The sequence below is a fragment of the Leifsonia sp. 10N434 genome (assembly GCF_056394405.1).
Genome location: NZ_JBFTHV010000005.1, coordinates 62,568 through 86,297, shown reverse-complemented (window position 1 = coordinate 86,297; position 23,730 = coordinate 62,568). Strand labels below are relative to the sequence as shown.

The 23,730-nt window shown below is 69.6% G+C and carries 17 protein-coding genes; 10 read left to right on the top strand and 7 right to left on the bottom strand.

Annotation, left to right across the window (positions count from 1 at the left end):
* Window positions 1-71 precede the first annotated feature (71 nt).
* A complete protein-coding gene (locus AC1DB1_RS14090; protein ID WP_477201235.1) occupies window positions 72-1,109 on the top strand; it encodes a glycosyltransferase in 1,038 nt (345 codons plus the stop codon).
* Window positions 1,110-1,164: 55 nt separating this feature from the next.
* On the opposite strand, the gene AC1DB1_RS14085 is transcribed toward AC1DB1_RS14090, so the two are convergent.
* Entirely contained in the window at window positions 1,165-1,887 is a 723-nt protein-coding gene (locus AC1DB1_RS14085) for a polysaccharide deacetylase family protein (RefSeq protein ID WP_477201234.1), read from the bottom strand.
* Window positions 1,884-2,831 carry a glycosyltransferase family 2 protein gene (locus tag AC1DB1_RS14080; RefSeq protein ID WP_477201233.1) on the bottom strand — a complete coding sequence of 316 codons (948 nt, stop codon included), beginning with the start codon at window positions 2,829-2,831 and terminating at the stop codon, window positions 1,884-1,886. The genes AC1DB1_RS14085 and AC1DB1_RS14080 overlap by 4 nt, the downstream gene beginning before the upstream one ends.
* 51 nt (window positions 2,832-2,882) lie before the next feature.
* Between AC1DB1_RS14080 and AC1DB1_RS14075 the strand changes: the two genes are divergently transcribed.
* The 7 genes from AC1DB1_RS14075 to AC1DB1_RS14045 all read left to right on the top strand — a co-directional run bounded on the left by AC1DB1_RS14075 (window position 2,883) and on the right by AC1DB1_RS14045 (window position 10,470).
* Window positions 2,883-3,863, top strand: a complete 981-nt coding sequence (locus AC1DB1_RS14075; protein WP_477201232.1) for a glycosyltransferase family 2 protein — start codon at window positions 2,883-2,885, stop codon at window positions 3,861-3,863.
* Entirely contained in the window at window positions 3,860-4,381 is a 522-nt protein-coding gene (locus AC1DB1_RS14070; RefSeq protein WP_477201231.1) for an acyltransferase, read from the top strand. Before AC1DB1_RS14075 ends, AC1DB1_RS14070 begins: the two co-directional genes overlap by 4 nt.
* A 177-nt stretch (window positions 4,382-4,558) precedes the next feature.
* Window positions 4,559-5,812: a DUF1972 domain-containing protein gene (locus tag AC1DB1_RS14065; RefSeq protein ID WP_477201230.1), complete on the top strand. Its 1,254-nt coding sequence runs from the start codon at window positions 4,559-4,561 to the stop codon at window positions 5,810-5,812.
* A complete protein-coding gene (locus AC1DB1_RS14060) occupies window positions 5,809-6,612 on the top strand; it encodes a CDP-alcohol phosphatidyltransferase family protein (protein WP_477201229.1) in 804 nt (267 codons plus the stop codon). The genes AC1DB1_RS14065 and AC1DB1_RS14060 overlap by 4 nt, the downstream gene beginning before the upstream one ends.
* Window positions 6,612-7,304 carry a hypothetical protein gene (locus AC1DB1_RS14055; RefSeq protein WP_477201228.1) on the top strand — a complete coding sequence of 231 codons (693 nt, stop codon included), beginning with the start codon at window positions 6,612-6,614 and terminating at the stop codon, window positions 7,302-7,304. The genes AC1DB1_RS14060 and AC1DB1_RS14055 overlap by 1 nt, the downstream gene beginning before the upstream one ends.
* Before the next feature lie 33 nt (window positions 7,305-7,337).
* Entirely contained in the window at window positions 7,338-8,687 is a 1,350-nt protein-coding gene (locus AC1DB1_RS14050) for a hypothetical protein (protein ID WP_477201227.1), read from the top strand.
* Window positions 8,688-8,757: 70 nt separating this feature from the next.
* Window positions 8,758-10,470 carry a tyrosine-protein kinase domain-containing protein gene (locus AC1DB1_RS14045; RefSeq protein WP_477201226.1) on the top strand — a complete coding sequence of 571 codons (1,713 nt, stop codon included), beginning with the start codon at window positions 8,758-8,760 and terminating at the stop codon, window positions 10,468-10,470.
* 108 nt (window positions 10,471-10,578) lie between these two features.
* On the opposite strand, the gene AC1DB1_RS14040 is transcribed toward AC1DB1_RS14045, so the two are convergent.
* The 4 genes from AC1DB1_RS14040 to AC1DB1_RS14025 all read right to left on the bottom strand — a co-directional run bounded on the left by AC1DB1_RS14040 (window position 10,579) and on the right by AC1DB1_RS14025 (window position 20,946).
* Window positions 10,579-11,739: a glycosyltransferase family 4 protein gene (locus tag AC1DB1_RS14040; protein WP_477201225.1), complete on the bottom strand. Its 1,161-nt coding sequence runs from the start codon at window positions 11,737-11,739 to the stop codon at window positions 10,579-10,581.
* A gap of 10 nt (window positions 11,740-11,749) precedes the next feature.
* On the bottom strand, window positions 11,750-16,234 hold the full coding sequence (locus AC1DB1_RS14035) for a PKD domain-containing protein (RefSeq protein WP_477201224.1): 4,485 nt from the start codon (window positions 16,232-16,234) through the stop codon (window positions 11,750-11,752).
* Window positions 16,235-16,356: 122 nt separating this feature from the next.
* A complete protein-coding gene (locus AC1DB1_RS14030; protein ID WP_477201223.1) occupies window positions 16,357-17,898 on the bottom strand; it encodes a sugar transferase in 1,542 nt (513 codons plus the stop codon).
* A gap of 489 nt (window positions 17,899-18,387) precedes the next feature.
* Entirely contained in the window at window positions 18,388-20,946 is a 2,559-nt protein-coding gene (locus tag AC1DB1_RS14025) for a helix-turn-helix transcriptional regulator (RefSeq protein WP_477201222.1), read from the bottom strand.
* 456 nt (window positions 20,947-21,402) lie between these two features.
* Here AC1DB1_RS14025 and AC1DB1_RS14020 point away from each other — a divergent pair, with 456 nt between their 5' ends.
* Window positions 21,403-22,149 carry an SOS response-associated peptidase gene (locus AC1DB1_RS14020; protein WP_477201221.1) on the top strand — a complete coding sequence of 249 codons (747 nt, stop codon included), beginning with the start codon at window positions 21,403-21,405 and terminating at the stop codon, window positions 22,147-22,149.
* Window positions 22,150-22,391: 242 nt separating this feature from the next.
* Here the strand turns inward: AC1DB1_RS14020 and mgrA are convergent, their stop codons facing one another.
* Window positions 22,392-23,429, bottom strand: coding sequence for an L-glyceraldehyde 3-phosphate reductase (mgrA, locus tag AC1DB1_RS14015; RefSeq protein WP_477201220.1), 1,038 nt, complete (start codon window positions 23,427-23,429; stop codon window positions 22,392-22,394).
* A 138-nt stretch (window positions 23,430-23,567) separates the two neighbouring features.
* Here mgrA and AC1DB1_RS14010 point away from each other — a divergent pair, with 138 nt between their 5' ends.
* Window positions 23,568-23,720 (top strand): hypothetical protein, encoded by a 153-nt coding sequence (locus tag AC1DB1_RS14010; RefSeq protein ID WP_271176065.1) that lies wholly within the window; start codon window positions 23,568-23,570, stop codon window positions 23,718-23,720.
* The last annotated feature ends 10 nt before the right edge of the window (window positions 23,721-23,730 follow it).

Here is a 23,730-nt window from a genome sequence, read left to right as displayed (position 1 = left end):
ACCGCACTGCGCCCCCACTTCAGGGCGCGTGAGGAGCAGGGGCCTCGCCTCGCCGCCGCAGGCGGGGCAAGATGGAGCGCGACGACGAGGGGGAGGCGATGGCCGGTTTGATCGTGCAGCAGTCGTTCCCCGAGCCCCGGCCCACGACCAATCCCTACCTCGTGATGCTGCGGGACAGCATCAAGGAGCTCCCTGGTGTCGAGCTGCGCACCTTCAGCTGGCGCAATGCGCTCACGCGGCGTTTCGACGTCTTCCACGTCCACTGGCCCGAGATCCTCGTCTCGGGGCACAGCCCGTTGAAGAAGCTGGTGCGTCAGGCGCTGACCCTGCTGCTCGTCGGCAAGCTCGCCGTCACGCGCACCCCGATCGTGCGCACGGTGCACAACCTCGACCTGCCCGACGGGATCTCGCGGCGGGAGCGCTGGCTGCTCCGGGTGATCGACCGGCGCACCACGCTGCGCATCCGGCTCAACCCGCTCACTCCGCTGCCGGAGGGCGCGCCGTTCGAGACCATCGTGCACGGTCACTACCGCGGGTGGTACCAGCCCTTCGAGCGGTCGCCGCGTGTGCCGGAGCGACTGGCGTACGTCGGGCTGATCCGCCGCTACAAGGGCGTCGACGCGCTGCTCGCCGCGTTCCGGAGCGTGGGGTCGGCGGACGCGACGCTCACCGTCGGTGGCAAGCCGTCGAGCGACGACCTCGTGGCGCAACTGCGCGCACTCGCCGCCGACGACCCGCGGATCGCCCTGCACTTCGCGTTCCTCAGCGACGCCGAGCTGGTCTCTTCGGTGACCGCGGCCGAGCTCGTCGTGCTGCCCTACCGCGAGATGCACAACTCGGGCGGCGCGCTGTCGGCTCTGTCCCTCGACCGGCCGGTGCTCGTGCCCGACAACGACGTCAACCGGATGCTCGCCGCCGAGGTGGGCGAGCGCTGGGTGAGCCGGTACGACGGCGACCTGACGGGAGCACACCTCGAGGCGGCGCTCGCCGCTGCGGAGGACATCCCCCAGGGTGAGCGCCCTGACCTCTCGCGCCGCGAATGGGACGACGCCGGTCGCGCGCACGTCGCCGCCTACCGCAGGGCGATCGCGCTGCTACGCCGCCGCTGAACGCGCGGGCCGTCTGCGGAGGCCGAACGTGCGGCGCCGGGTGCGGCCCACAGCGTCAGCGCGTGAAGCGGCCCTCCAGCCGCGGAGTCCCGGCGACCAGGGCGTCGCCGAGGGAACGCGCACGCAGGCCGCGCTCGGCGAACCCGTCGAGGACGAGCGAGAGCAGCTCGACCCGGTCGACCTCGGGTGCCGGACCGTCGTCGACGCGGTCGGTCGCATCCGCATACCCGTCGTGGGCGAGCAGGATGGCGCCCGGCCGAGCGCCCGACAGGGCAGAGGCGACGCGGTCGGCCTGCGTGACGCCGCGTCGGGAGTCGCCCGTCGTCGGTCCCCAGAGCACCGGCGTCAGCCCCTCGGCGTGGATGCGCCTCCACACCCGGTACGTCTGGTGTCCGTAGGGCGGCCGGAACCAGCGCACGGGACGACCCGTGCGGTCTTCGAGCTCGCGCCGCCCGTCGCTCAGGTTGCGGCCGACCTCGTCGAGCGGCAGCGTCGTGAGATCGCGGTGGTCGACGCCGTGCAGGGCGACCTCGTGGCCGGCATCCACCACGGAGGCAAGCAGTCCGGGGTCGGCGCGCACGCGGGTGAGGAGCACGAAGAACGTCGCCGTCGCTCCCCGTTCCGCCAGCACGTCGAGCAGGCGGTCGGTGGTGCCGGCGATGGGGCCGTCGTCGTAGGTCAGCACGAACTCGGGCGCGTCGGTGCGAACCTCCATGACGGTCCCGGCGAACGCCGTGGCCCGGCGAACGGCTCCGGCGACGGTGCTTCTCGCGCTCACGCGGTCACGTCCTTTCTGGCGTACTCCTGGTAGACGACGCCGGCGGCGCCGGAGACCATGCCGCCGCCCCGCCAGATGGCACGCGCGCCGCGAGCCTGATGGCGAAGCGAACGGGTGATCATCCCGAACGCCCAGCGCAGCGCGCCCGCGACGATGCGCACCGCTCCGCCGACCACGCTCGTGATCCGTGCGGTGACGGCCTTGAGTCCTCCTCCGGAGAGCCGGATGCGCAGCACGCTCGCCGAATTCCCGTGGCTCCAGGCGCGTTTGAGCACCCAGCGGCGCGTCATCCGGTCGAGCGGCACCAGGTCGGTGATCGCGGACTCGTCGCACCAGACCATGCGCCTCCCCGCGGCGTGGAGTTGGCGGCTGAACAGGGTGTCCTCGCCTCCGCTGAGGCCGAGGTCGTCGGCGAACCGCACGCCGGCGGCCCGCACCTGATCGAGGTCGAGCAGCAGATTGCCGGCGGCGGCGACGTCGATGCTGCTGCCGGTCGGCATGCTCCGCCGGACGTAGAAGGCGCCGGCTTCGAGCCAGGGGTCGAGCGGCCCCGCGAACGAGGCGACGACGCGCCCGGCCACCGCGGCGGGCTCGTCCGCCGCGACCCAGGTGGCGAGGAGGTGCTCGAGCCAGCCGTCGTGGGGGTGCTCGTCGTCATCGATGAACGCGAGCAGCCGGGAGCCGGCCGCCTCGTCGAGCGCGCGGTTGCGCACGGCCGAGATCCCCGGGTGCGGTTCGACGACGGAGCGGATGCGCGGGTCGCCGATCGCCACCGCCGCGTCGCGACCGCTTCCCTGCGGATCGTTGTCGACGACCAGCACGTCGGCGGTGAAGGCGGGGCCACGCAGCCGCGCGGCGCTGTCGGCGTGCGCGAGCAGCATCGGGAGCAGAGTGGCGAGCTCGGCTGGACGATGGAACGTCGGCACGGCTATGGTCACTCTCACCGGCTCATCCGGTTGCACAGTGCACCCCCTCGATCGTCAGAGCGGAAGTCTATGCCAGAGCACGCGCCCTTCGCGGGCTGCGCCGTCGTCGTGGTGAACTACGCGTCCGCCGCGCTGCTCGAGCAGAACCTGACCAGGCTCTCCCGGGCAGCCGACGGTCTCATCGTCGTCGTGGTGGACAACGCGAGCACACCCGACGAGCGTGGCGAACTGACCAGGATCGCGCACGCCGAGGGGTGGGAGACGGTGCTCCCCGACACCAATCTCGGATTCGGGCTCGGTGTGAACGCGGGGGTCGCCCACGCCGCCGAACGCGGCGCGCAGCGGTTCCTCCTGCTGAATCCGGATGCCGTGATCGAGCCCGTCGACGCCGAGCGGCTGTTCGCCGCGGTCGCCGCGCACCGCCTCACGCTGGTGTCTCCGCGCGTGCTGCGCCCCGACGGCTCCACGTGGTTCGCGGGAGCGGACGTCTCGCTCGTCGATGGCCGGATGAGCTCCGCCGCGAAACGCCCGCAGCCGGCGGCCCGGCGTGCCGAGCCCTGGCTGAGCGGCGCGTGTCTGGCGGTCTCCGCCGAGCTCTGGGATCGGGTCGGGGGATTCGCCGACGACTACTTCCTGTACTGGGAGGATGTCGACCTCTCGCACCGCGTGCTGGCATCCGGCGGCGAGCTGGCCGTGCTCGACGACGCCGTGTGCGTGCACGCCGAGGGCGGCACCCAGCAGACCGGTGAGGCGCACGCCTCGCCGGCGAAGTCGAACGGGTACTACTACTTCAACATCCGCAACCGTCTGCTGTTCGCGGCCCGCAATCTGTCGACGGACGACCTGCTCGCCTGGCAGCGCACCGCGAACGCGGTGGCCTGGGAGATCCTGCTCCAGGGCGGCCGCCGCCAGTTCCTGCACTCGCTGCGGCCGTTCTCGGCGGCGCTGCGAGCGCTCCGAGACGGTCGCCGGCTCGTTCGCGACGAGCTCGCGGCCCGCTCCGGCGGTGCGGCCCCTGCCGAACCCGACTCTGCTAGGAATGCCTCATGACTCTCCGCGGTCGGCTTCGTCGCTACACCGAGCTCGCCCGCGGTGTGGTCCGCGGGCATCCGGGAGCGCGAATCGGGTCGGGCGTCCGGCTCGGCGGTCCGGGCGTCTACGCGCTCGAGCGCGGATGCGCCGTTCGCAAGGGGGCACGCGTCTGGGTCGGCGCCGGCGCGACGCTGCGGCTGGCACGCGGCAGCGCGATCGGCGCCCGCAGCATCGTGAACGTGGAGTCGGGTGTGACCCTCGGGGCCGGAACGCAGGTCTCGTGGGACGCCCAGATCCTCGACACCGACTTCCACCGCATCACCGCGCCCGACGGCACGGTGCGGCAGCACACCGCTCCGATCGTGATCGGCGAGCACGTGCTGATCGGAACCGGCGCGCTCATCCTGAAGGGCGTCTCGCTCGGCGACGGGGCCGTCGTGGCGGCGGGCTCCGTGGTCACCCGCTCGGTGCCGCCGGGGGTCATCGTCGCCGGCAATCCGGCGGCGCCCGTCGGGGAGTCCGCCGACTGGACCTGACGGCACCACCCCCGGATGAGGGGACGACAAATGAGAAAACCTCGCATTAGACTCGTGACAGCAACAGCGACCCGACCCTGGTGCGATCATCAAGCGTTCTTCTCACAGGTCTCGTGAGAAGCAGACAACACCGCGGTCGTTTCGCTGTTCCATCAGCGATCGAGAGCGAGACGGGCCATGGGCAATGGGGGTGACTACCTCAGCATCGCATTGGTCGGCACGCGCGGAGTTCCCGCGCGGTACGGCGGCTTCGAGACGTGCGTCGAGGAGGTCGGGGCGAGGCTCGCGGAGCGCGGCCACGACGTAGTCGTCTACTGCCGCTCCCTCGACAACGAGGCCGACCGCCCCGAGACGTTCCGAGGCATGCGGCTGGTGCACCGCGGTGCGATGCGTCGTCGCTCGCTCGAGACGCTCAGCCACACGGGCCTCTCCGTGGCCCACCTCCTGCGCAATCGCACCGACGCGGCCATCGTCTTCAACGCCGCGAACTCGCCGTACCTCCCCCTGATCCGAGCCGCCCGCATCCCGGTGGCCACCCACGTCGACGGGCTCGAGTGGCGCCGCGCGAAGTGGGGACGAGGAGGCCAGGCCTACTACCGCAACGCGGAGTCGCTGGCGGTCAGGTGGTCGGATGCGCTCATCGCCGACGCGCAGGGCATCGCCGACTACTACCGCGACGAGTTCGCCGCCGACACCGAGTTGATCGCCTACGGCGCACCCCGGGTCGACCGCGAATCGGATCTCCTCGGCGACCTGGATCTGCAACCGGACGGGTACCACCTCGTGGTCGCGCGGTTCGAGGCGGAGAATCACGTCGACGTCATCGTCGACGGCTATCGCCGCAGCGGAGCACGCAGGCCACTCGTCGTCGTCGGCTCCGCGCCGTACGCCGACGACTACACGCGTCGCGTGCACGGCCTGGCCGACGATCGCGTGTCGTTCCTCGGCGGCGTGTGGGACCAGCGGCTGCTCGACCAGCTCTACGCGGGCGCCTACACCTACCTCCACGGCCACTCGGTCGGGGGGACCAACCCGTCCCTGCTCCGTGCCCTGGGAGCCGGCACAGCGACGATCGCGTACGACGTGTCGTTCAATCGCGAAGTGCTCGGGCGCTCGGGCGTGTACTTCTCCGATGCCGCCGACGTCGCGCGTGCGCTGGAGGCGGCGGAGGCGTCGCCCGCCGACGTCGCCGAACGCGGCCGGCTCGCGAGCGAGCGCGCCGACGACTACGACTGGGATGCGGTGGCCGACGCCTACGAGGGGATGTGCCTGCGACTGGCGAACGGCGAACTCCGTCGAGCGAAGCGGCCGCTGCTCGCCCAGCGCACCGGCCGCGAAGGCCGCCGGACCGCGGTCGCGACCGCCGGCACCGCCTTCCGCGGCTCCGCGCAGAGTACCGCCTCCGGAAACGAGGAGGTGAGTGCGCCATGACCAGTGACGGGATCGCCGCCGAGAGCTCCGGCGCGACGCGCGAACGGTACATCGACGTCGTGCGCCGCCTGACGGCCGCGCAGAAGCCGGCCGCCCGTTCGGCGCCCGCGTACTCGCGCTTCGTGAACCGCCGTATCGGCCGCTATCTCGCCGCCTGGGCGTATCGCGCGGGTCTCTCGCCGAACGCCGTCACCGCCATCAGCGCGGTGTGGACGTTCGTGGCGATCGCCCTGCTGATCGTCCTCCCGCCCTCGTGGGGGCAGGGGATCGCTGTCGCCGTACTGCTGCTGATCGGCTACGCCTTCGATTCGGCCGACGGCCAGGTGTCCCGGTTGCAGGGCACGAGCAGCCCGGCCGGCGAATGGCTCGACCACATGGTCGACGCGACGAAGGTCTCGGCCATGCCGCTGGCGCTCGCGATCGGCTTCTACCGCTTCGATGTCGTGCCGACGCTCTGGCTGCTCGTGCCGATCGCGTTCGCGATCGTCTCGGCCGTGCTGTTCTTCGGCATGATCCTCACCGAACAGCTTCGCCGGCGCACCGCAGGCAGCGTCCCGCTCGCGACCGAACAGCCGGGGCGCCCGTCCTGGATGCGCGCGCTGGCCGTGCTGCCGATGGACTACGGCGTCCTCTGCCTCTCCTTCGTGCTCTTGGGGGCCGTCCCCGTGTTCGTCGTGGTCTACACGCTGATCGCGGCAGCCACGACCCTCTTCCTTCTTCTCGCGGCGGCCAAGTGGTTCCGCGAGCTCCGGTCGTGGAGTCCCGACACCTCCGCGACCACTCAGAAAGGAGACCTCTGATGACGAAGGTCGAACCCCCAACCCCGTCCGCGCACGACGGCCGGTCCACGATGCCCCGGGGGAGGATCATCGCCCTCATCGTCGTCGCTGTCGCCGTCGTGGCGATAATCGTCACCGTGTTCGTCGTCGCGAGCACGCGCAGCACGCCGAGCACGAACGCCGGCAATGACCAGAACCTCCCGGCGGGAGCCCTCCCGACGCCCGACCCGAACTCGCCCCCGCCGCCGACCCCGACCCCGACCCCTGCCCCGTCCCACTCGACCGGCAAGGCGTCCGCCAAGCCGACGGTCGACCCCCGGTACGGCGCCCCCGTCGCCGACGTCGTGCCCGCGAAGGAAGCAGCGAAGCTCAGCGGCGGACTCACCGCGACCGTGGTCTCGATCGACGCCACCCAGGCCAAGGCGATCCGCGCGGGCGAGACCGCCGGACCGGCGATCAAGGTGACGGTCACCCTGACCAACTCGACGGGCAAGGATGTCTCGCTCGGCCAGGTCGCTGTGAACGGCTACTACGGCTCGAAGGCGACGCCGGCCGTCGCCCTGAGCGACGGCGCGAAGCCGCTCCTCGGCACCCTCGCCGCCGGCGCCACGGCGAAAGGCGTCTACCTCTACTCGGTGCCCGCCGACCAGCGGGCGTCGGCCGTCATCACGATGACCGACTCCGCCGGCACGCCGGTCACCGTCTTCAAGTAACCCAGACCGCTCGAGGAAGGGCCCACTCACCCGATGTTCGTCACCATCGCCCACGCCGCGATCAGCGGCCCGACGCTCGACCGCACCCTGGTCGCAGCGGCGAGCCTGATCGCCGGGGTGGCGGCGTTCTTCGTGCTGCGGCGCTCGCCGAAGCTCGCGGTCGCGGTGTGGATCGTGGTGCTCTGCTTCGTGCCGGTCTGGGTGGGCCTGGGGATCGGCTTCAACGGCAACTACTACCTGCCGGCCGCCTCGGCGGCGGCGCTCCTCATCATCGTGGCGCTGCTGCCCATCCACTCGTTCCGGTTCAGCCTGCTCGACGGGCTGGTGCTGATGCTCGTGGTGTTCGGGCTGACCTCCCTGCTGGCGGAGAGCCCGACCATCGCCATCGGATTCGCGTTCTCCCTCGTGACGTACTTCATCATCGGCTACGTGCTCGGCCGGCTCGCGCCGCTGCGCGTCGACCCGCGCTGGATCTACGGCGCGATCGCCATCGCCTTCAGCGTCGTGAGCGTGTTCGTCGTCATCGAGTTCTTCGCCGGATGGAATCCTTTCGTACTGATCCGCGTGAACAATTCGATGTTCTCGATCTGGGGGACCCTGCAGGAACGCGGGGGCATCCTGCGCGCGGAAGGGGCGTTCGGCCACTCGATCGCGCTCGGTTCGAGCCTCGCGATCGCGATCCCGCTCACCCTCGCGGCGCGCTTCCCCCTCCTGCTGCGCGGAGCGATGGTGCTGCTGATGCTCTTCGCGACCGTCCTCACCTTCAGCCGCGTCGGCATGATCGGGGCGCTGCTCGGGCTCGTGCTGTCGATCGTCTTCATGCGTGACGCGATCTCGCGGCGCAGCCGGATCATCCTCACCACCTGCATCGCCATCGTCTCCGCTGTGCTCTTCCCCCTGGTGACCACCGTGTTCGACGACGCGGGGGCGGAGGCGGCAGGCAGCGCGGCCTACCGCAGCGACCTCCTCTCGCTCCTCGGCAGCATGAACATCGTCGGCGTCGCCGATTCCGCGCGCCGCGATTCGACAGGCCAGGTGTACTTCGGCAACTTCCGCTCGATCGACAGTCAGCTCATCCTGACCGGGCTCTCGAGCGGGTTGATCGCCTTGGGGATGATCGTCGTCGCACTCGCCGTCGGCATCGTGCTCGTGGTGATCCGGCGTGCGACGCCCGCGACGATCGCGGTCGTGGCGCAGATCCCGGCGCTCGCGACCGTGGCGCTGATCACGCAGTACTCGGTGTTCCTCTGGTTCGCCGTCGGCCTCGCCGCCTCGACGCAGCTCGCGCAGCGCGGGGGCGCTGACGCGGGCGAGGATGCCACCATCGCCCACAGACGACCGCCGCGGGTACTCGCGGCGAGCGTGAACGAACGGGGAGCCTAGAATGCCACCAGCACGCTCACGCCACGTCCTACCGCTTCGCCCCACTACCGACCATGTGAGAGGCACCGCAATGAGCCAGCACCAGTACCTAGCCGCGTTCCGCCGCTATTGGTACATCGTCGTGATCTCGACCATCATCGGCGCCATCGGCGGCTGGGGGCTCTCCCAGATCGCGACGCCCGTGTACACCGCCACGTCGAGCCTGTACTTCTCGCTCAACTTCGGCGGCACTGCGAACGACCTCAATCAGGGATCGACGTACACGCAGAACCAGATGCTGTCGTTCGCGCAGCTCGTCGAGTCGCCGCTGGTGCTCGACCCGGTGATCGACGACCTCAACCTGTCGACGACCGCCACGGATCTCGCCGACTCGATCGGCGTCAGCACGCCCCAGAACACGGTGATCCTCGAGATCGCCGTCGCGAATCAGGACCCGGCAGTCGCGGCGAAGATCGCCAACGCCGTCGCGACGAGCCTCAGCGACAAGGTGGAGCAGATCGCGCCGAAGAGCGCGGCCGGTGACACCACCGTCGCCGTGCGCGTCATCCAGCAGGCGGCCGTGCCCTCCGCTCCGTCGTCCCCCAACACACGGCTGAACCTCGTCGCCGGCCTCGTGCTCGGCCTCCTCCTCGGCTCGCTGATCATCGTGCTGCGCGAGCTGCTCGACACGCGTGTCCGGTCGGCGGCCATCGCGACGTCCGTCACCGGCGCTCCGCTGCTCGGCACGGTCGAGCGCGAGAAGCGCAAGGCGGTCGGTCCGGTCGTTCTGCGCGACAGTCTCTCGACGGCCGCCGAGAACTATCGTCAGCTGCGATCGAACCTCGAATTCGTGACCGTCGACTCCGATTCGCTCGGCCTCGTGGTCACGTCGTCGATCCCCGGCGAGGGCAAGTCGACCATCGCACTCAACCTCGCCCTCGCGCTCGCGGAGAGCGGACGCCGTGTGCTCCTCGTCGACGCCGACCTGCGTCGCCCGATGGTGGCCGGATACACCGGGCTGCCGGGTGCAGCGGGCCTGACGTCGGTGCTGGTCGGCCGGGCGTCGGCCGAGGATGTCATCCAGACCTGGGGATCGACCGGCCTGGACATCCTGACGAGCGGGCCGATCCCGCCCAACCCGAGCGAGCTGCTCTCGTCGCGGATGATGGCGGAACTGGTGGACGAGCTCGTCGGGTCGTACGACGCCGTCGTGTTCGACACGGCGCCGATGGTGGCCGTCGCCGACGCCGGTATCCTCGCGCGACTGGTCGACGGCGCGATCATCGTGGTGGACAAGACACGGGTGCACCGCCCACAGCTCGCCCAGACGATGGACTCCCTCGAGAAGTCGGGCGTGAACGTTCTCGGCGTAGTGCTGAACCGCACCGCTCCCGCTCGCGACAAGTACGCCTACTACCACCACGCCGGTGAGGCGCCCCGGTCGGGATGGCGGCGGATCTTCACGCGGCGCGGCGCCGCAGCCCAGCCCAGCGCGGGTATTCTGCCCGCTGTCGGTCCCCACGCCGGCGGTGGAGGGGAGCCACGGACGGCCGGATCGGAATCCGAGGTGTCGAGTTCTGCGTCAGCGGACGCGGACCCGGCGCGGAGCGCGTCGGCCGGTACCGTCGACCTGGCAGCGCTCGAGCTGGAGTTCCCCGAAGCAGACGACTCCCCGCTCGACGAGGAGTTCGAAGACGATCTCGGCGATCCCGCGCTCGACGACGAAGATGCCTACGAGCCGGCCCGGGCTTCGGCGGCGCGGCGCGACACGATCCCCGAGCGGCCGAGCAAGCGCGACCGCTGATCGACCAGGCGCCGTCGGCGTTGCCGGAGTAGCCGTCGCCGTCGGCGATGCTGGAGCATCCGGTGCCGTCGGTGTCGCGCGGTGGTTGCCGCCCGGTCGCCTGCGCGGTCAGCGCGCGTGCCGGCGGACGATCTCGGCGATCCGCCGCCGGTAGGTGGCGACGCTGTGCCGCTCCTCGGCCGCTCGCGTGTCCGCCCACATGGCGTCGGCGCGCTCGGCCCACGCCTCGATCGTGTCCTCAAGCGCGTCGGCGAGAGCGCCTGCGTTCCCCGGAGCGACGGTGGTCGCCGTGCTGTACCCGGCCGTCGCCTCCAGCAGCCCGCTGGTCGCACTCGCGATGACGGGACGCCCGGCGAGGATCGCCTCGACCGCAGTGTTGCCGAACGGCTCGTCCACCCGCGACGGCACCACGACGACATCGCCGGACCCGACGAGCTCCCACACCGACGGGACGAACCCGTGGAAAGTGACGTTGGAGCCGAGATCGGCCGCCGCCACCTGGTCGCGCAGCTCCTTCTCGTACCATTCGTAGCCGGGGAAGACCGAGCCGACCAGGTCGAGGTCGGCCTCGACGCCCCGGGAGCGCAGCTCGACCAGGGCGTCGATCGCGACGTCGACACCCTTGCGGGGCGACAGCCGGCCGACATAGGTGACGCGCACGGCGCCGTTCAGATCGCGGCGCACCGGCTGATGCCGCGCCGGGCCGGGTACGGCGTTGTACACGACCTCGGCGCGGCGGGCGAGCCGCCGGAAGGACTGCTCGAGGACACCGACACTGAACCGGCTGTTCGCAACGAGCGTCGACGAGAGGAAGAGGGGGAGGGCGAGGATGCGGCGCATCAGAGGCGACGCGGATGCCTCTCCCTCGTGCACGTGCGTCAGGGCAGGCGTGCGGTGGACCCGGGCCAGGGCCGCCCAGAGGGGGATCGTGATGGTGTTGACGTACACCAATGACGGACGTTCCCGCCGGATGAGCGCCGACCCGTGGCGCACACCGCCGGCGGTCGTGCGCAGGAAGCGCAGCATCCCGGCCGGCCGCAGAACGCTCTTGCGGAGCACCGGGCTGGGACAGATCTCCACGCGGGCGCCCCGTTCGCGGAGCGCAGCGAGGAGGGGGCCGTCGGTGGGAACGGCGACGACCACGTCCCAGCCGTCGTCGACCAGTGCGCTGACGCTCTCGAGCATCACCCGGTCGGAGCCGTAGAGCTCCGCGCTGGGGTGGGCAACGAGGACGGTCGCAGTGGATCGCCGACGGCTGGGAGTGGTCATCCGATGTTCTCTACTGAGCCGGGCTGACGACGAAGTTGTCGAACTTCGTGGTCAGCGGGGTGTCGGTCGCGGTGCCGGAGAGGTAGGCGCGGAGCCCGACGGAACCGGCGACCTGGAGAGCCGCTGTCGAGTCGGTCACGCTGGCCTGCCAGGTGGTCGGCTCGGTGGTGCCGACCTTCCAGACCCTAGCGCGGATGGTGGTCGGTGAGGTACCGAACACCTGCAGCCGCACCTGGTACTGCTGACCAGGGGTGTAGGTGAGGCCGGTGAGGTTCACCAACTGCATCGCCGTCCCTCCCTGGAGCAGCTGCAGCTGCATCGCACCGCTGGCCTGTTCCCAGATCCGAGCGCTGTACTCGATGGTGCCGTTCGACCGTCCGATCGCCGAGACGTAGATCCCGCCGCCCGTCGCCGTCCTGTCGGTGCTGAACTGCACCGTCGTGTCGGTGTTCGTGCTCGAGATCCCGCTCAGCAGCTCGGTCTTGGTCGAGCCGGCCGCGCCCACGATCGACGCCGTGCCCGAGCCGACGGTGTAGGCCGAAGCTGCACCGGCTCCCGTCCACGCGCCGCCGAGGTCGGCCGAACCCCAGCCGCTGGCCGATGTCCGTGCGAACGTGTCGGAGGCGATCGCCGCGGGCGGCGGTGCCGTCACGGTCACCGACTTGGTGGCCGGCGAGGACGCGAGGCCCTGGTTGTCGGTCACGGTGAGGGTGATCGTGTACGAGCCGCCGGCTGCGTAGGTGTGCGATGCCGTCGATCCGGTCGCGGTCCCTCCGTCACCGAAGGTCCACGCGTAGGAGGCCACCGATCCGTCGGGGTCGCTCGACGCTCCACCGTTCACCGAGACGGCCAGGCCGTTCGGTGTGGCGGTGAAGGATGCCGTCGGCGCCTGGTTCGGCACGGCGACCGTGGTCACCTGGTGCTGCACCGGTGTGCTCGCGAGTCCCTTGTCGTCCGTCACCGTCAGCGTCACCGTGAAGGTGTCCGCCGTACCGTAGGCGTGCGTCGGGGTGGCTCCCGTGCCGGTCGTGCCGTCACCGAAGTCCCAGGCGTAGCCGGCGACCGAGCCGTCGGAGTCCGCGGATCCGGAGCCGTCGAACGCGACGCTCAGGTTCGAGACCGTCGACGTGAACGCGGCGACCGGAGCCTGGTTCGGCGGCGGAGCCGTCACCGTCACAGCCACGGTCTTCGTGTTCGTCGCACCCGCGTTGTCCGTCACCGTGAGCTTCACGGTGTAGCTGCCGCCCTGCGCGTAGGTGTGGCTGGCGGTCGGCGTGGTGGCCGTGTCTCCGTCACCGAAGTCCCAGGCGTACGAGGCGATCGTGCCGTCCGGGTCGGTCGAGGCCGAGCCGTCCACGTTCACCGTGAGGCCGTCCTGCGTGTTGGTGAACGATGCGGTCGGTGCCTGGTTCGGCAGCGTCCCGCTCGTGGCGAGCGCGTAGTGGTTCGCCACATCCTGAGCACTCAGCACGCTGGAGTAGACGGCGGCCTCGTCGAGAGTTCCGGCGAAGTACGGTCCCGTCGAACCCCAGGTGTTGTCACCGCCGATGCGCCAGTACCCGCTGTAGGCCTGCGCCTGCGTCTGCGGGTTGGTGCCCACCAGTGCTCCGTCGACATAAAGGTTCATGCCGTCGGCGCCCTGGGTCGCGACCGCGTAGTGCCACTGGTTGTCGTTCAGCGCTGTCGGCGAGGTGATCGTGTTCGTCTGCCCTGTCCAGACGCCGAACACGATGTGCCCGTCGTCCTGCATGTAGACGTGCCGGTCGTAGTTGCTCGACAGTCCCGTCTGCTGGTCGCCGAACCCGATGAGCTTGCCGCCCCTCGTCGTCGACGTCTTGAACCAGATCTCCTCGGAGTAGGTCGTCGGATTGCTGACCTGCTGGTTCGAGGTCACCAGGCTGCCGTTGGCACCGTTGTTGCTGGTGTTGAAACGGACGGCGTTGTCGGTGCTGCCCGGGAGCACGCCCGACTGGTTCTTCGTCGTCGCGTTGCCCGAGTAGGTGCCGTTGTTCCCGTAGGCGTCAGCACTCTTCGCGACCGAGCCGCTGGTCTCGTCGAGTCGCCAGAACAGGTCCGGGTTCGCGTTGTAGACCGCGGCGCCGTAGGCGTCGGCCGGAGCCGGCGCGAGCGGGGACGGGCGACCGGATGCGACGTACTGGTTCACGACCTGGGTGGGTGTGAGGACCGTCGGGAAGATCGCGACCTGGCCGATGCTGCCGCCGAAGTAGTTGCTGCTCGGCTGGTTCGGCCAGCCGCCCAGGTTGTCACCCCCGACCCGCCAGTAGCCTGCGTAGTCCTGACCGGTGGTGACATCGGTGCGACTTCCGACCAGCTTGCCGTCGATGTACAGCCGCATGCCGTTGGCGCCGAGCGAGGCCACGATCTGGTGCCACTGCCCGTCGTTGTAGGTGCCGGAGCTGTTGAGCGTCTGCACACCTCCCGGATACACGCCGAACCAGATCTTTCCGCTGTTGTCCATGAAGACGTGGCGGTCGTACCCGGACGAGTCACCGGTGTTCGAGTTGCCGAAGCCGATGATCTTGCCGCCACTGGTGGTGGTGGTGTTGATCCAGGCTTCCGCGGTGAAGGTGTTCGGTCCATCGATCGCGGTGGGCGTCACAGCGAAGCCGGTGGACGTGCCGTTGAAGATCGAGGCGGTCGTGCCGCTGATCGGTCCGGCTGCACCCCGGGTCACACCGGCCTGCAGCTGCAGGTCGTTGAATGCGACGTGGTCGAACCCGGCGGCCCCGCTGGCCTCATCCAGCGGCCAGTACGACGAAGCACCGGCGCCCGTGACCGAGTCGGAGTACGCCCCGCCGGAGTTCGTGGCACTGATCGTGACCGTATTGCCGAGCCGCGACACCTGGTTGCCATCCGGATCGGTCACATAGAGCCGATACGAGTGCGTGCTGCCCGGCACCAGGTTCTTGTCGATGAATCCCATGGCGGGACGCGTCCAGAAGTTCGAGATCTGGTCGACCTGGTAGACGGGGTTGGCCAGGTTGCCGTCGCGCACGAGCTTGTAGCTCAGCTTGACGTTGTCCTGGTCGTAGGTCGCGGTCCACGAGACGCGGGCCTGGCCGGCGGTGAACGACGCGGCGTTCGGAACGAGCGGCGTGTTGACGTTCGGCGCGACCTTGCTCTTCACGACCGAGTTCACCGCGTAGCGGGTGAGTCCGTACTGGGCGACTCCGTTGACGTACGGGAACTCGCCGCCGACGGCGAGGTAGTTGCCGTTGCCGGAGATGCTCCAGGCCGCCTGGCCCTGGCCCGTGTAGGAGCCCGTGACGTACTGCGGGTACCAGTTGAGCAGGGTCGGCGCCGGCTGACCGGTGAAGTTCGCGTACGCACCGTCACCGTTGTTCGTCAGGGTTCCCGTCGCCGCGTTCGAGAACGCGATCGTGTGGTGGTAGGTCCACGGGTTGGTCTGCGGGAACCCGCCGACGTTGCCGCAGTAGTGCGGGTGGCCGGCTGCATAGAGCGCGCTGTTCATCGGGAAGATCGAGTACGTGTCGCCGTGGCAGTCCTCCATCCAGATGAGGTTGCCGGTGTTCGCGTCGGCGCGGAAGCTGCCTTCGAGGTTGCCGCCGGCACCGAAGACGTAACCCGAGCCGTAGACGCTGTCAGCAGTGGCGACGAGAGCGGTGATACCGGCCTGGGTCCCTGCATCCCGGACGACCGAGTTGGCGCCGAACGGAGTGAATGCGCCGCTGGTGCCGTCGTACATGGCGAGGCCGTACGCATTGTTGGCGCCGTTCACGTGCTGGAACCGGCCGCCGGAGTAGACCTTGGTGCCGTCCGGGCTGACCGCCAGCGCGTCGACGACGTAGTCGGCACTGCCTGCCCACGTCGTGTTGGTCGAGCCGTTCGACGCGTTGATCTTCGCGATGTACGGAGTCGAGACCCCGTTGGTCGTGGAGAAGGTGCCGCCGGCGTAGAGGGCGGTGTTGGTGGCGGCGAGTGCGCGGACCTGGCTTTCCATGATGGGGCGGAAGGAGGGGATGACCTGGCCGGTGGCGGTGCTGATGGCGACGATCCGGTAGTAGGGGTTGCCGCCTGCGGTGGTGAAGTCGCCGCCGACGTAGATGCGGGATCCGTCGGGTGAGGCGGTGATCGCCAGTGCTTGCGCGTTGAGGGGGACGTTGAAGCTGGAGATCAGGTTGCCGGTGGTGATGTCGTAGGCGAGCAGGTTGCTGCGCGGGGTGGTGTTCACTCCGGCCGCCGCTCCTGCGGGGCGGGCGGTGGTGAACTTGCCGGCGACGTAGACGGTGTTGCCGACCACGACCTGCGCCCACGCGACACCGTCGATCTGCGTCGTCGGAAGTGCGTCAGCGCTGACGGTCGGTGGAGACGCCGGATTCGTCGGGTCGGGCGGGGCCGTATCCGCAGCGGCCGGCGATGCGAGTGCGAGGCCTCCGAAGACGAGGCCGACCGCCGTGATGACGGAGGTCAGAATGCCCAGCGAGCGAGCGCGGGGGCGGGGGTGTGAGCTCATGACAACCTCGGTGTCTGTGTTGGTCGGGTGGGGGTTGTTATTCGGGTCAAGCTGTTCGTGCTGGTCGAGCAGGTGACTGCTGGTGAGACGTCCCTGTCTCTGTCGGGTGAGGCGGGGGAGCATCAGTACGCCCCCACGGGATGGGTGAGCACCTTGACGGTGCGCCACATGATCACGAGGTCGCCCGTGAGCGACCAGTTCTCGACGTAGTAGAGGTCGAGTCGGACGCTCTCTTCCCAGGAGAGATCCGAGCGGCCGTTCACCTGCCACATTCCGGTGAGCCCCGGTTTGATGTACAGGCGACGGTGGACGTGGTTCTCATATCCCTCGACTTCGGCGGGCAGCGGAGGCCGCGGCCCGACGAGGCTCATATCGCCGAGGAAGACATTGAAGAGCTGAGGCAGCTCGTCGAGTGAGTACTTGCGCAGCACATGGCCGATACGCGTCACGCGGGGGTCGTTCTTCATCTTGAAGAGCACGCCATTGCCGTCGTCGTTCGCCTTGAGGGTCGCCAGGCGAGCCTCCGCGTCGACGACCATCGAACGGAATTTGTACATCCGGAAGGTCTCGCCGTTGCGCCCGACTCGCTCCTGGCTGAACAGCGCCGGGCCGCGGTCGTCGAGTTTGATGATCGCGGCGATCAGCAGAAAGAGCGGGGACAGCACGAGCAGGGCGAGCCCCGAGACGCAGAAGTCGAACGCGCGCTTGAGCACGTGCTTGCCGCCCTCGAACTGCGGGATCTCCACGTGGATGAGGGGGAGGCCCTCGACGGGGCGGAAGTGGATGCGCGGCCCGGCGACGTCGGTGAGTCGCGACGCGAGCACCAGCTCGGTCGCGGTGCCCTCGAGCTGCCAGGCGAGGTTGCGCACGAAGTCGCCGCCCGTCAGTGCCTGCCCGGCCACGATGACCGTGTCGGCGCCGAGTCGCGCCGCGGCCTCAGCGACGCCGCTGAGATCGGAGACGACCGGCACCTCGCGTTCCGGTGAGGCGACCGTGCTGCTGCCGCCGCCGGATGCCGGGAGCACCGCACCCTTGCGCGCGTGAGCGCCGTGCGGCGCCGCGTCGAGGGCGGCGCCGACGACGTTGTAGGCCGCCCCGGACTTCTGGTGGATCTGTCGCACGACGTAGTCCACGTCGTCGAACCCGCCCACCACGAGCGCGCGGGAGAGGTAGTGGTCGAACATCCGCTGCCGGATGAGCCACTGCCGCCACATCCACCGCGAGAACAGCACGCCGAGCACGCCGACCGGGAGGGCCAGCACGAAGTACCCGCGTGCGATGTCGACCTTCGCGACCAGGAACACGATCGCCAGCAGTCCGAAGGTGATCGCTGTCGCGCTCACGACGCGCCGGTACTCGACGACGCCGATGCCGATCACGTGCGAGTCACGCGTGTGATAGACGGACAGGGTGAACATCCAGGTCGCGGCGATGAGCACCGAGAGCGTGAAGTAGTCGGTGCGGAAGCCGGCGAAGCTCGCGCCGGCTTCGTCGAAGCCGAAGCGCAGGAACATCGCGCCGATCGTGGACAGGAGAATGATCGCCGTGTCCGTCACGAAGAGGCGGGCTCGGTATTGCCGGGCCCACGTTCGTTCGGATGTGACGGGCCGGGTTCCGATTTCGGGGCGCCCGACCAGGGCGATCCGCGGTTTGATGACGGTCATCGAAGCGCCCTCCCCGCGCTGGTGATGGTCGATCCGACCGAAGAGCCGACGACGGCTGGGGGAAAGCCGTGGTCTCGAACGGCTTCACCGCCGCCGGCTCCGTCCGTGAGGGATGTGCCGTGGCACCGTGCGCGCCGAGCGGCCCTCTTGTCATCAAGGGGGTTGAGCGATCGGGTCGCTCGACGCGGCGGATGCGGGTTCACGGGTTGTTCCCTGCGTGTCGGGTTGGTGGTGCGATTCGGGTGCGTGAACCGGCGAGAACCACTCGTGAGACCGACCGAGGTGTTCAGCGAACTGAAAGTGATTGTTTCTCACCTATTCACAAAAGTGAGATTACATCGTTTTTGACGCCGAACGTGAGCCCTGTTGGGGGGTGATTATTCCTCAACTTATCATTCGCGCGCTCCAACAGGGTCGCAGGGCGCGCGAAAAGCCCCTCGGGCCGCCCTGGCAGGGCCACCCGAGGGGCGCAGATACTGCGGCTGCCCGTCAGCGACGCGTGCCGTCGAATCCGAATCCGGCGATGTCCTCGCGCTGGACCACGCCCGTTTTCTTCCGGATGTTGCGCAAGTGTGTCTCGACGGTGCGGATGCTGATGCCGAAGCGGTCGGCGATGTCGCTGTTGCCCAGGCCGCTCGCCACATACTGCACGATCTCGGCCTCGCGGGACGTGAGGCCGACGTTCGCCGCCGAGCGGGAGCCGCTCCAGGAGCCCATCGAGTCGTCGCCGGCGAGCAGCGAGCGCACTTCGGCCCGGATCTCGGCGGAGTGCGCCTCGTCGCCGCTGTCGCGGTAGATCGTGATCGCCTGTGTGAAGAAGCGCAGCGCCTCGTCGCCGGCGTGCTCGGCGCGGAGCATCCTGGCCGCGCGCACCAGGCCGTCGGGGTCGGCCTGCATGCTGGCCAGCCGCCCGTCGAGGTATGCGGCGTAGAGCCGGCCGCCGATGACCTCGGCGCGTGGGCGGAACGTCTCCGCCACCGCGGGATCGAACTCCGCGATGAGCGAGAGCATCGTCGCCCCATCGGCCGCGAGCCGGTAGCCGCGCGCCGCCAGTGCGTCGGCCGTCGCGAGGTAGGTGGCGGCCGCCTTCGGGCGGTCCCCGTTGGCCGAGGTGGCGGCCGCTGTGGTCACTCCCTTGTTGCCGAAGGGGACGGCGTCGCCTCGCTGGTCGAGCGTGTCGGCGCGCTCCAGCAGACCCTCGGCCGCGGTGTTGCGTCCCATGCGCATCGCGACGATGGCGAGTGTGTACATGGTGGCGCGATCGGTGGGGAACAGGAGGGATGCCCCGGTGACGCTCGCGCTCAGCACGACGCGCGCGGCATCCATCGTCTCGTCGAACCGTCCGAGTGAGGCGAGGGCGATCACGGCGACATAGCTGTGACCGGCAAGGGACATGCGCTCGATGTCGGCGATGCCCTTCTCGACGTGCGACGCAGCCCACTCCGCCGCGTCGGCCAAGCGGCCGCAGCCGTAGAAGGCGAGGCCCTTGGCGACGTCGTACTGTGCGGCGAGCATCCGGTCGGTGTCGGCCGGGCGTTGCTCGAGCAGTGGAAGCGCCTCGGCCGCCCTGCTCGACAGGATGTGCCCGTAGGCGAGCACCAGTCGCGCGATGTCTCCATCGGTGCCCGGCGCTTCAGCAAGCGGCGCGAGCGTGCTCTCGTAGTCGGAGGAGAGCTCGTCGAGTTCCATCCCGATGGCGTAGAGGAGCGCGTCGAGGGCGGCGGTGTGTGCGAACTGCTCGCGATCGGTGCGCAGGGCCGCCTTCGCGGTGTCTGCCGATCCGCCATGCGAGAGGATCCAGCGCGAGTGCAGATAGCGGAACGTCAGCTCCTCGCGGTCGGTCGCCTGGCCGAGATCCGTGTCGCAGAGCACCTGGTCGACGAGCGCAGCGTCGTGAGCGCCGGTGAGGTGGTAGTTGAGCACTCGGATGGCGCTCGCCACCGACCGCGTCGCCTCCCACTCGTGGTGGGCGGCCGCCGACTCGATCTTGTACGACTCGGTGAACATCCTCGCCACGAGCGGCAGCTCGAGGGGCGCGCGCAGGAAGCGTCCGCGCGGCTCGGGTGCGATGTTCAGATGCAGTTCCACGGAGGGGGCGGCGGCCGGGGACTGCACGGCCAGCGTCTCGGTGATCTTCTCGACGATGCGCAGGCGGTGCGCGGAGAGCGGGCGATGGCTGAAGTAGTCGCCCAGCCCGGGCGGGCTCACGGCGATGAGGGTCTGCCGCTGCGTGGAGAAGACGCGTACCAGGGCGTTCTGCTCGAGCGTCTCGATCATGGGCTGCCCGATGAGGGCGCGCGCCGTGAGAAGGTCGACGGCGCCGGCCAGCGCGAGCGTCTCGACGGCCTCGCGCACCTCGACGTCGTAGGAGAGGAGCAGCGCCTCGAACGCACCGTTGAGGTCGGACGACCAGAGGTCGGGCCCATCGATCCAGACCGCGCCGTGCTTGCGGATGTGCCCCTCGCCGAGGGCAGCATCCGCGATCGCGATCGCGAACCCCGGGATGCCAGCGGACTTGGTGTGGATGCGTCCGCTCAGCGAAGGCGCGACGGCGCCGCCGAGGTGGTCTTCGAGAAGGTCGTGCACCGTCTCCAGGCTGAGCTCCGAAAGGGAGACCCTGACCACCGGATGTGCGAAGCGGATGAGTGCGTGGTCGCCCGGTCCCTTCGAGGGACGCTGCAGAGTTCCGCCGAGCACCGCCGTGCCGAGCGACTTGTGCACCTGCTCGATCACCACCCAGGACGCGTCGTCGAGCTGGTCGCCGTCGTCGATCAGGATCGCCGACGGCTTCACGGCGGCGAAGCGGGCGACGAGAGCGGACGGGGAGGCGGCCGGCGCAACGGTGTTGCCCTGGGGCTGGAGTGGAAGGGCTGCCCGGATAGCCTCCAGTGGCAGCCGGTCGCCGACGCCCCGGACCACGATTGCGGTGAGACCGGCCTGATCGTAGAGCTGACGCACACGCCGCAGGATCTCCGTGCGACCCGACCAGCGAGGGCCGACGATCTCGACGCTCGTCCCCTCCGTCGCCAGCCGGAAGATTCTCGTCACCTCGCTGTCACGCGCGAACAAACCTCGCTCCCCTCCGGCAGGCCGTCGCAGGATATGATCCTCGCTCGTTCCCTGGCTCCGCAAGGCAAACTCCGGGATCACTTTTCGCTCATTTCGTCCGTTGATGTGAAGGGGTGATGTCGCCCGTTCGATGGGCCCGGGGCTGGCTCTCATGGACAGAACCAGCCCCGGAGCTGCCGGCGTACCCGAGCAGCCAGGCAGCCGCCGCACTGAGGCGGCGCACGCGATCCGAGTACCCAGCTCGTCCGGCGCACTGCGAACGTAGCCCAGCGCCCCCGTGGTTCACGCGCGGAAAATCTACGGGTGCGTGGGAGGACGACTGCGCTGCGTGCTGGCGCTCGCTCTCTACGCGTCTCTGCGCGCTCGTTCGCCTCCCCCAGACGGACGCCTCTGTCGGGGGTCCCGCCTGTCGGTGGCCGGCCGTAGGCTGACGTCATGTGTGGACGGTTCGCGATGGACAAAGAGACCGACGACATGATCCAGGAGTTCGTCGCCGAGGGCGGAGACTTCCGCGACTGGCGGCCGAGCTGGAACATCTCGCCGACGGATCAGATACCGATCTTCCTCGAGAGCAAGAAGAAAGACGCGCCCTCGGTGCGCCGCGTCGAACTCGCCCGCTGGTCGCTCGTGCCGTCGTGGTCGAAAGAGCTGAAGACCAAGGTCCCCACGTTCAACGCGCGCGCCGAGACCGCCGCCGAGAAGCCGATGTTCAAGGCGTCAGTGGCCTCACGCCGTGCGATCGTGCCGGCGATCGGCTACTACGAGTGGCAGACCGATCCGGCCACCAAGAAGAAGACCCCGTACTTCATCCACGCTCCCGAGGGGGAGCTCCTCGGTTTCGCCGGCCTGTACGCCTGGTGGGCCGATCCGGCGCTCGACCGTGACGACCCGGCGCGGTGGCACCTGACCGCGACGATCCTCACGTCCGACGCGGTTCAGACGCTCGAGCACATCCACGACCGCAACCCCGTGCCGCTCCCTCGCGAACTCTGGGACCACTGGGTCGATCCGACCGTCGTCGGCGACCAGGCGCTCGTCGACGAGGCTGTGCGCGCCGCCCTCCCGGTCGCGGCTGACCTGCAGTTCGACCGTGTCGGGCCGGTCAGCGGGGACGGACCGGAGCTCATCCAGCCGCTCGAGCAGGACGACGCCGACCAGGGCGGCACTGAGCACCGCGGCTAGCGGCTGAGCACCGCGCCTCGCGGTTCAGCGCCGCGCCAGGCGGCACGATGCATGACTGAGCCCCGGGTGGATCGGTGCAGCGCCGTTCCACCCGGGGCTCGCCCCACGCGCACTGGGAAGACGCCCGCCGCCGGTGAAGAACGGCTCCCCGGGCGCCGCATCCGGTGCGCTGTTCTGCACCGTACGAGCGGCCCCGGGTGCCGACAAGGGGAGTGACAGCCCGACGTGCCGGTGGTACCCGGCTAGAGTTCCCCGCGCCGCGCTCCCGCCCAGAGGTCGACGCCCGCGTCGATGGCGTGCTCGTCGATGGCGGCGAGCTCGGCGTCGCTGAACTGCAGGTTGTCGAGGGCCCCGACGTTCTGCTCGAGCTGCTTCACGCTGCTCGCGCCGATCACCAGCGAGGTGACCCGCTCGTCGCGGAGCGCCCAGGCCAGAGCGAGCTGCGCAAGGGACTGGCCCCGCGCCGCCGCGATGTCGTTGAGCGCCCGGATGTGTCCCAGCGCGTCGTCCGTCAGCCAGTCGGCGTCGAGGGAACTGCCCTGCGCGGCGCGCGATCCCTCGGGGATGCCACCGAGGTACTTGTCGGTGAGCATCCCCTGCGCGAGCGCGGTGAAGCCGATCACACCGAAGCCCTCTTCGTCTGCGGTGTCGAGCAGGCCCTCCTTCTCGATCCAGCGGTTGAGCATCGAGTACGACGGCTGATGGATGAGCAGGGGTGTGCCGAGGTCGCGCAGGATCTCCGCCGCGCGGCGTGCGTCGTCCGCGCCGTACGAGGAGATGCCGACGTAGAGGGCCTTGCCGGAGCGCACAGCCGTGTCGAGGGCCTGCATCGTCTCTTCGAGCGGCGTGGAGGGGTCCGGGCGGTGCGAGTAGAAGATGTCGACGTAGTCGAGTCCCAGACGGTCGAGCGACTGGTCGAGGCTCGCCAGCATGTACTTGCGTCCGCCTCCGCCCTGCCCGTACGGACCGGGCCACATGTCCCATCCTGCCTTCGACGACACGACGATCTCGTCGCGGAACGGCCGCAGGTCGTCGCGCACGATGCGCCCGAAGTTCACCTCGGCCGAGCCGTAGGGCGGTCCGTAGTTGTTGGCGAGATCGAAGTGGGTGATCCCGAGATCGAAGGCACGCAGCACGGTCGCGCGCTGCGTCTCAAAGGGACGGTCGTCGCCGAAGTTGTGCCAGAGCCCCAGCGAGAGCGCGGGGAGGTCGAGTCCGCTGCGGCCGGTGCGGCGATACTGCATGTGGTCGTAGCGGGAGGGGTCGGGTACGTAGGCCATGGGTTAAACCCTCGTACCCGGGCGGGATTCTGTCCAACAACAGAGCGCGATGCGATTCAGGTGCGATTCCTCTGAATTGGCTGCCGGGAGTTGGCGTAGCCGGTTGACCGGAGCCGCCGGGCGGAGTTGCGTCGGGGGATGGTCGCCATCGTCATCATCCTGCTGGTCCTCTGGGCGGTTCTCGCCTTCGTCGGGTTCGCCGTCAAGGGCCTGCTCTGGCTGGCCATCATCGCTCTCGTGCTCTTCGTGATCACCGCCATCGTCGGAGCGCTGCGCCGGGCCGGGCGCTGAGCCGGGCCGA

Excerpts from the sequence above, each read along its gene's own strand:
- AC1DB1_RS14075 (WP_477201232.1), top strand. The coding sequence starts at position 2,883 with ATGCCAGAGCACGCGCCCTTCGCGGGCTGCGCCGTCGTCGTGGTGAAC.
- AC1DB1_RS14070 (WP_477201231.1), top strand. The coding sequence starts at position 3,860 with ATGACTCTCCGCGGTCGGCTTCGTCGCTACACCGAGCTCGCCCGCGGT.
- AC1DB1_RS14055 (WP_477201228.1), top strand. The coding sequence starts at position 6,612 with ATGACGAAGGTCGAACCCCCAACCCCGTCCGCGCACGACGGCCGGTCC.
- AC1DB1_RS14030 (WP_477201223.1), bottom strand. The coding sequence starts at position 17,898 with ATGACCGTCATCAAACCGCGGATCGCCCTGGTCGGGCGCCCCGAAATC.
- AC1DB1_RS14035 (WP_477201224.1), bottom strand. The coding sequence starts at position 16,234 with ATGAGCTCACACCCCCGCCCCCGCGCTCGCTCGCTGGGCATTCTGACC.
- mgrA (WP_477201220.1), bottom strand. The coding sequence starts at position 23,429 with ATGGCCTACGTACCCGACCCCTCCCGCTACGACCACATGCAGTATCGC.
- AC1DB1_RS14090 (WP_477201235.1), top strand. The coding sequence starts at position 72 with ATGGAGCGCGACGACGAGGGGGAGGCGATGGCCGGTTTGATCGTGCAG.
- AC1DB1_RS14060 (WP_477201229.1), top strand. The coding sequence starts at position 5,809 with ATGACCAGTGACGGGATCGCCGCCGAGAGCTCCGGCGCGACGCGCGAA.
- AC1DB1_RS14010 (WP_271176065.1), top strand. The coding sequence starts at position 23,568 with ATGGTCGCCATCGTCATCATCCTGCTGGTCCTCTGGGCGGTTCTCGCC.
- AC1DB1_RS14020 (WP_477201221.1), top strand. The coding sequence starts at position 21,403 with ATGTGTGGACGGTTCGCGATGGACAAAGAGACCGACGACATGATCCAG.
- AC1DB1_RS14065 (WP_477201230.1), top strand. The coding sequence starts at position 4,559 with ATGGGCAATGGGGGTGACTACCTCAGCATCGCATTGGTCGGCACGCGC.
- AC1DB1_RS14045 (WP_477201226.1), top strand. The coding sequence starts at position 8,758 with ATGAGCCAGCACCAGTACCTAGCCGCGTTCCGCCGCTATTGGTACATC.
- AC1DB1_RS14050 (WP_477201227.1), top strand. The coding sequence starts at position 7,338 with ATGTTCGTCACCATCGCCCACGCCGCGATCAGCGGCCCGACGCTCGAC.
- AC1DB1_RS14040 (WP_477201225.1), bottom strand. The coding sequence starts at position 11,739 with ATGACCACTCCCAGCCGTCGGCGATCCACTGCGACCGTCCTCGTTGCC.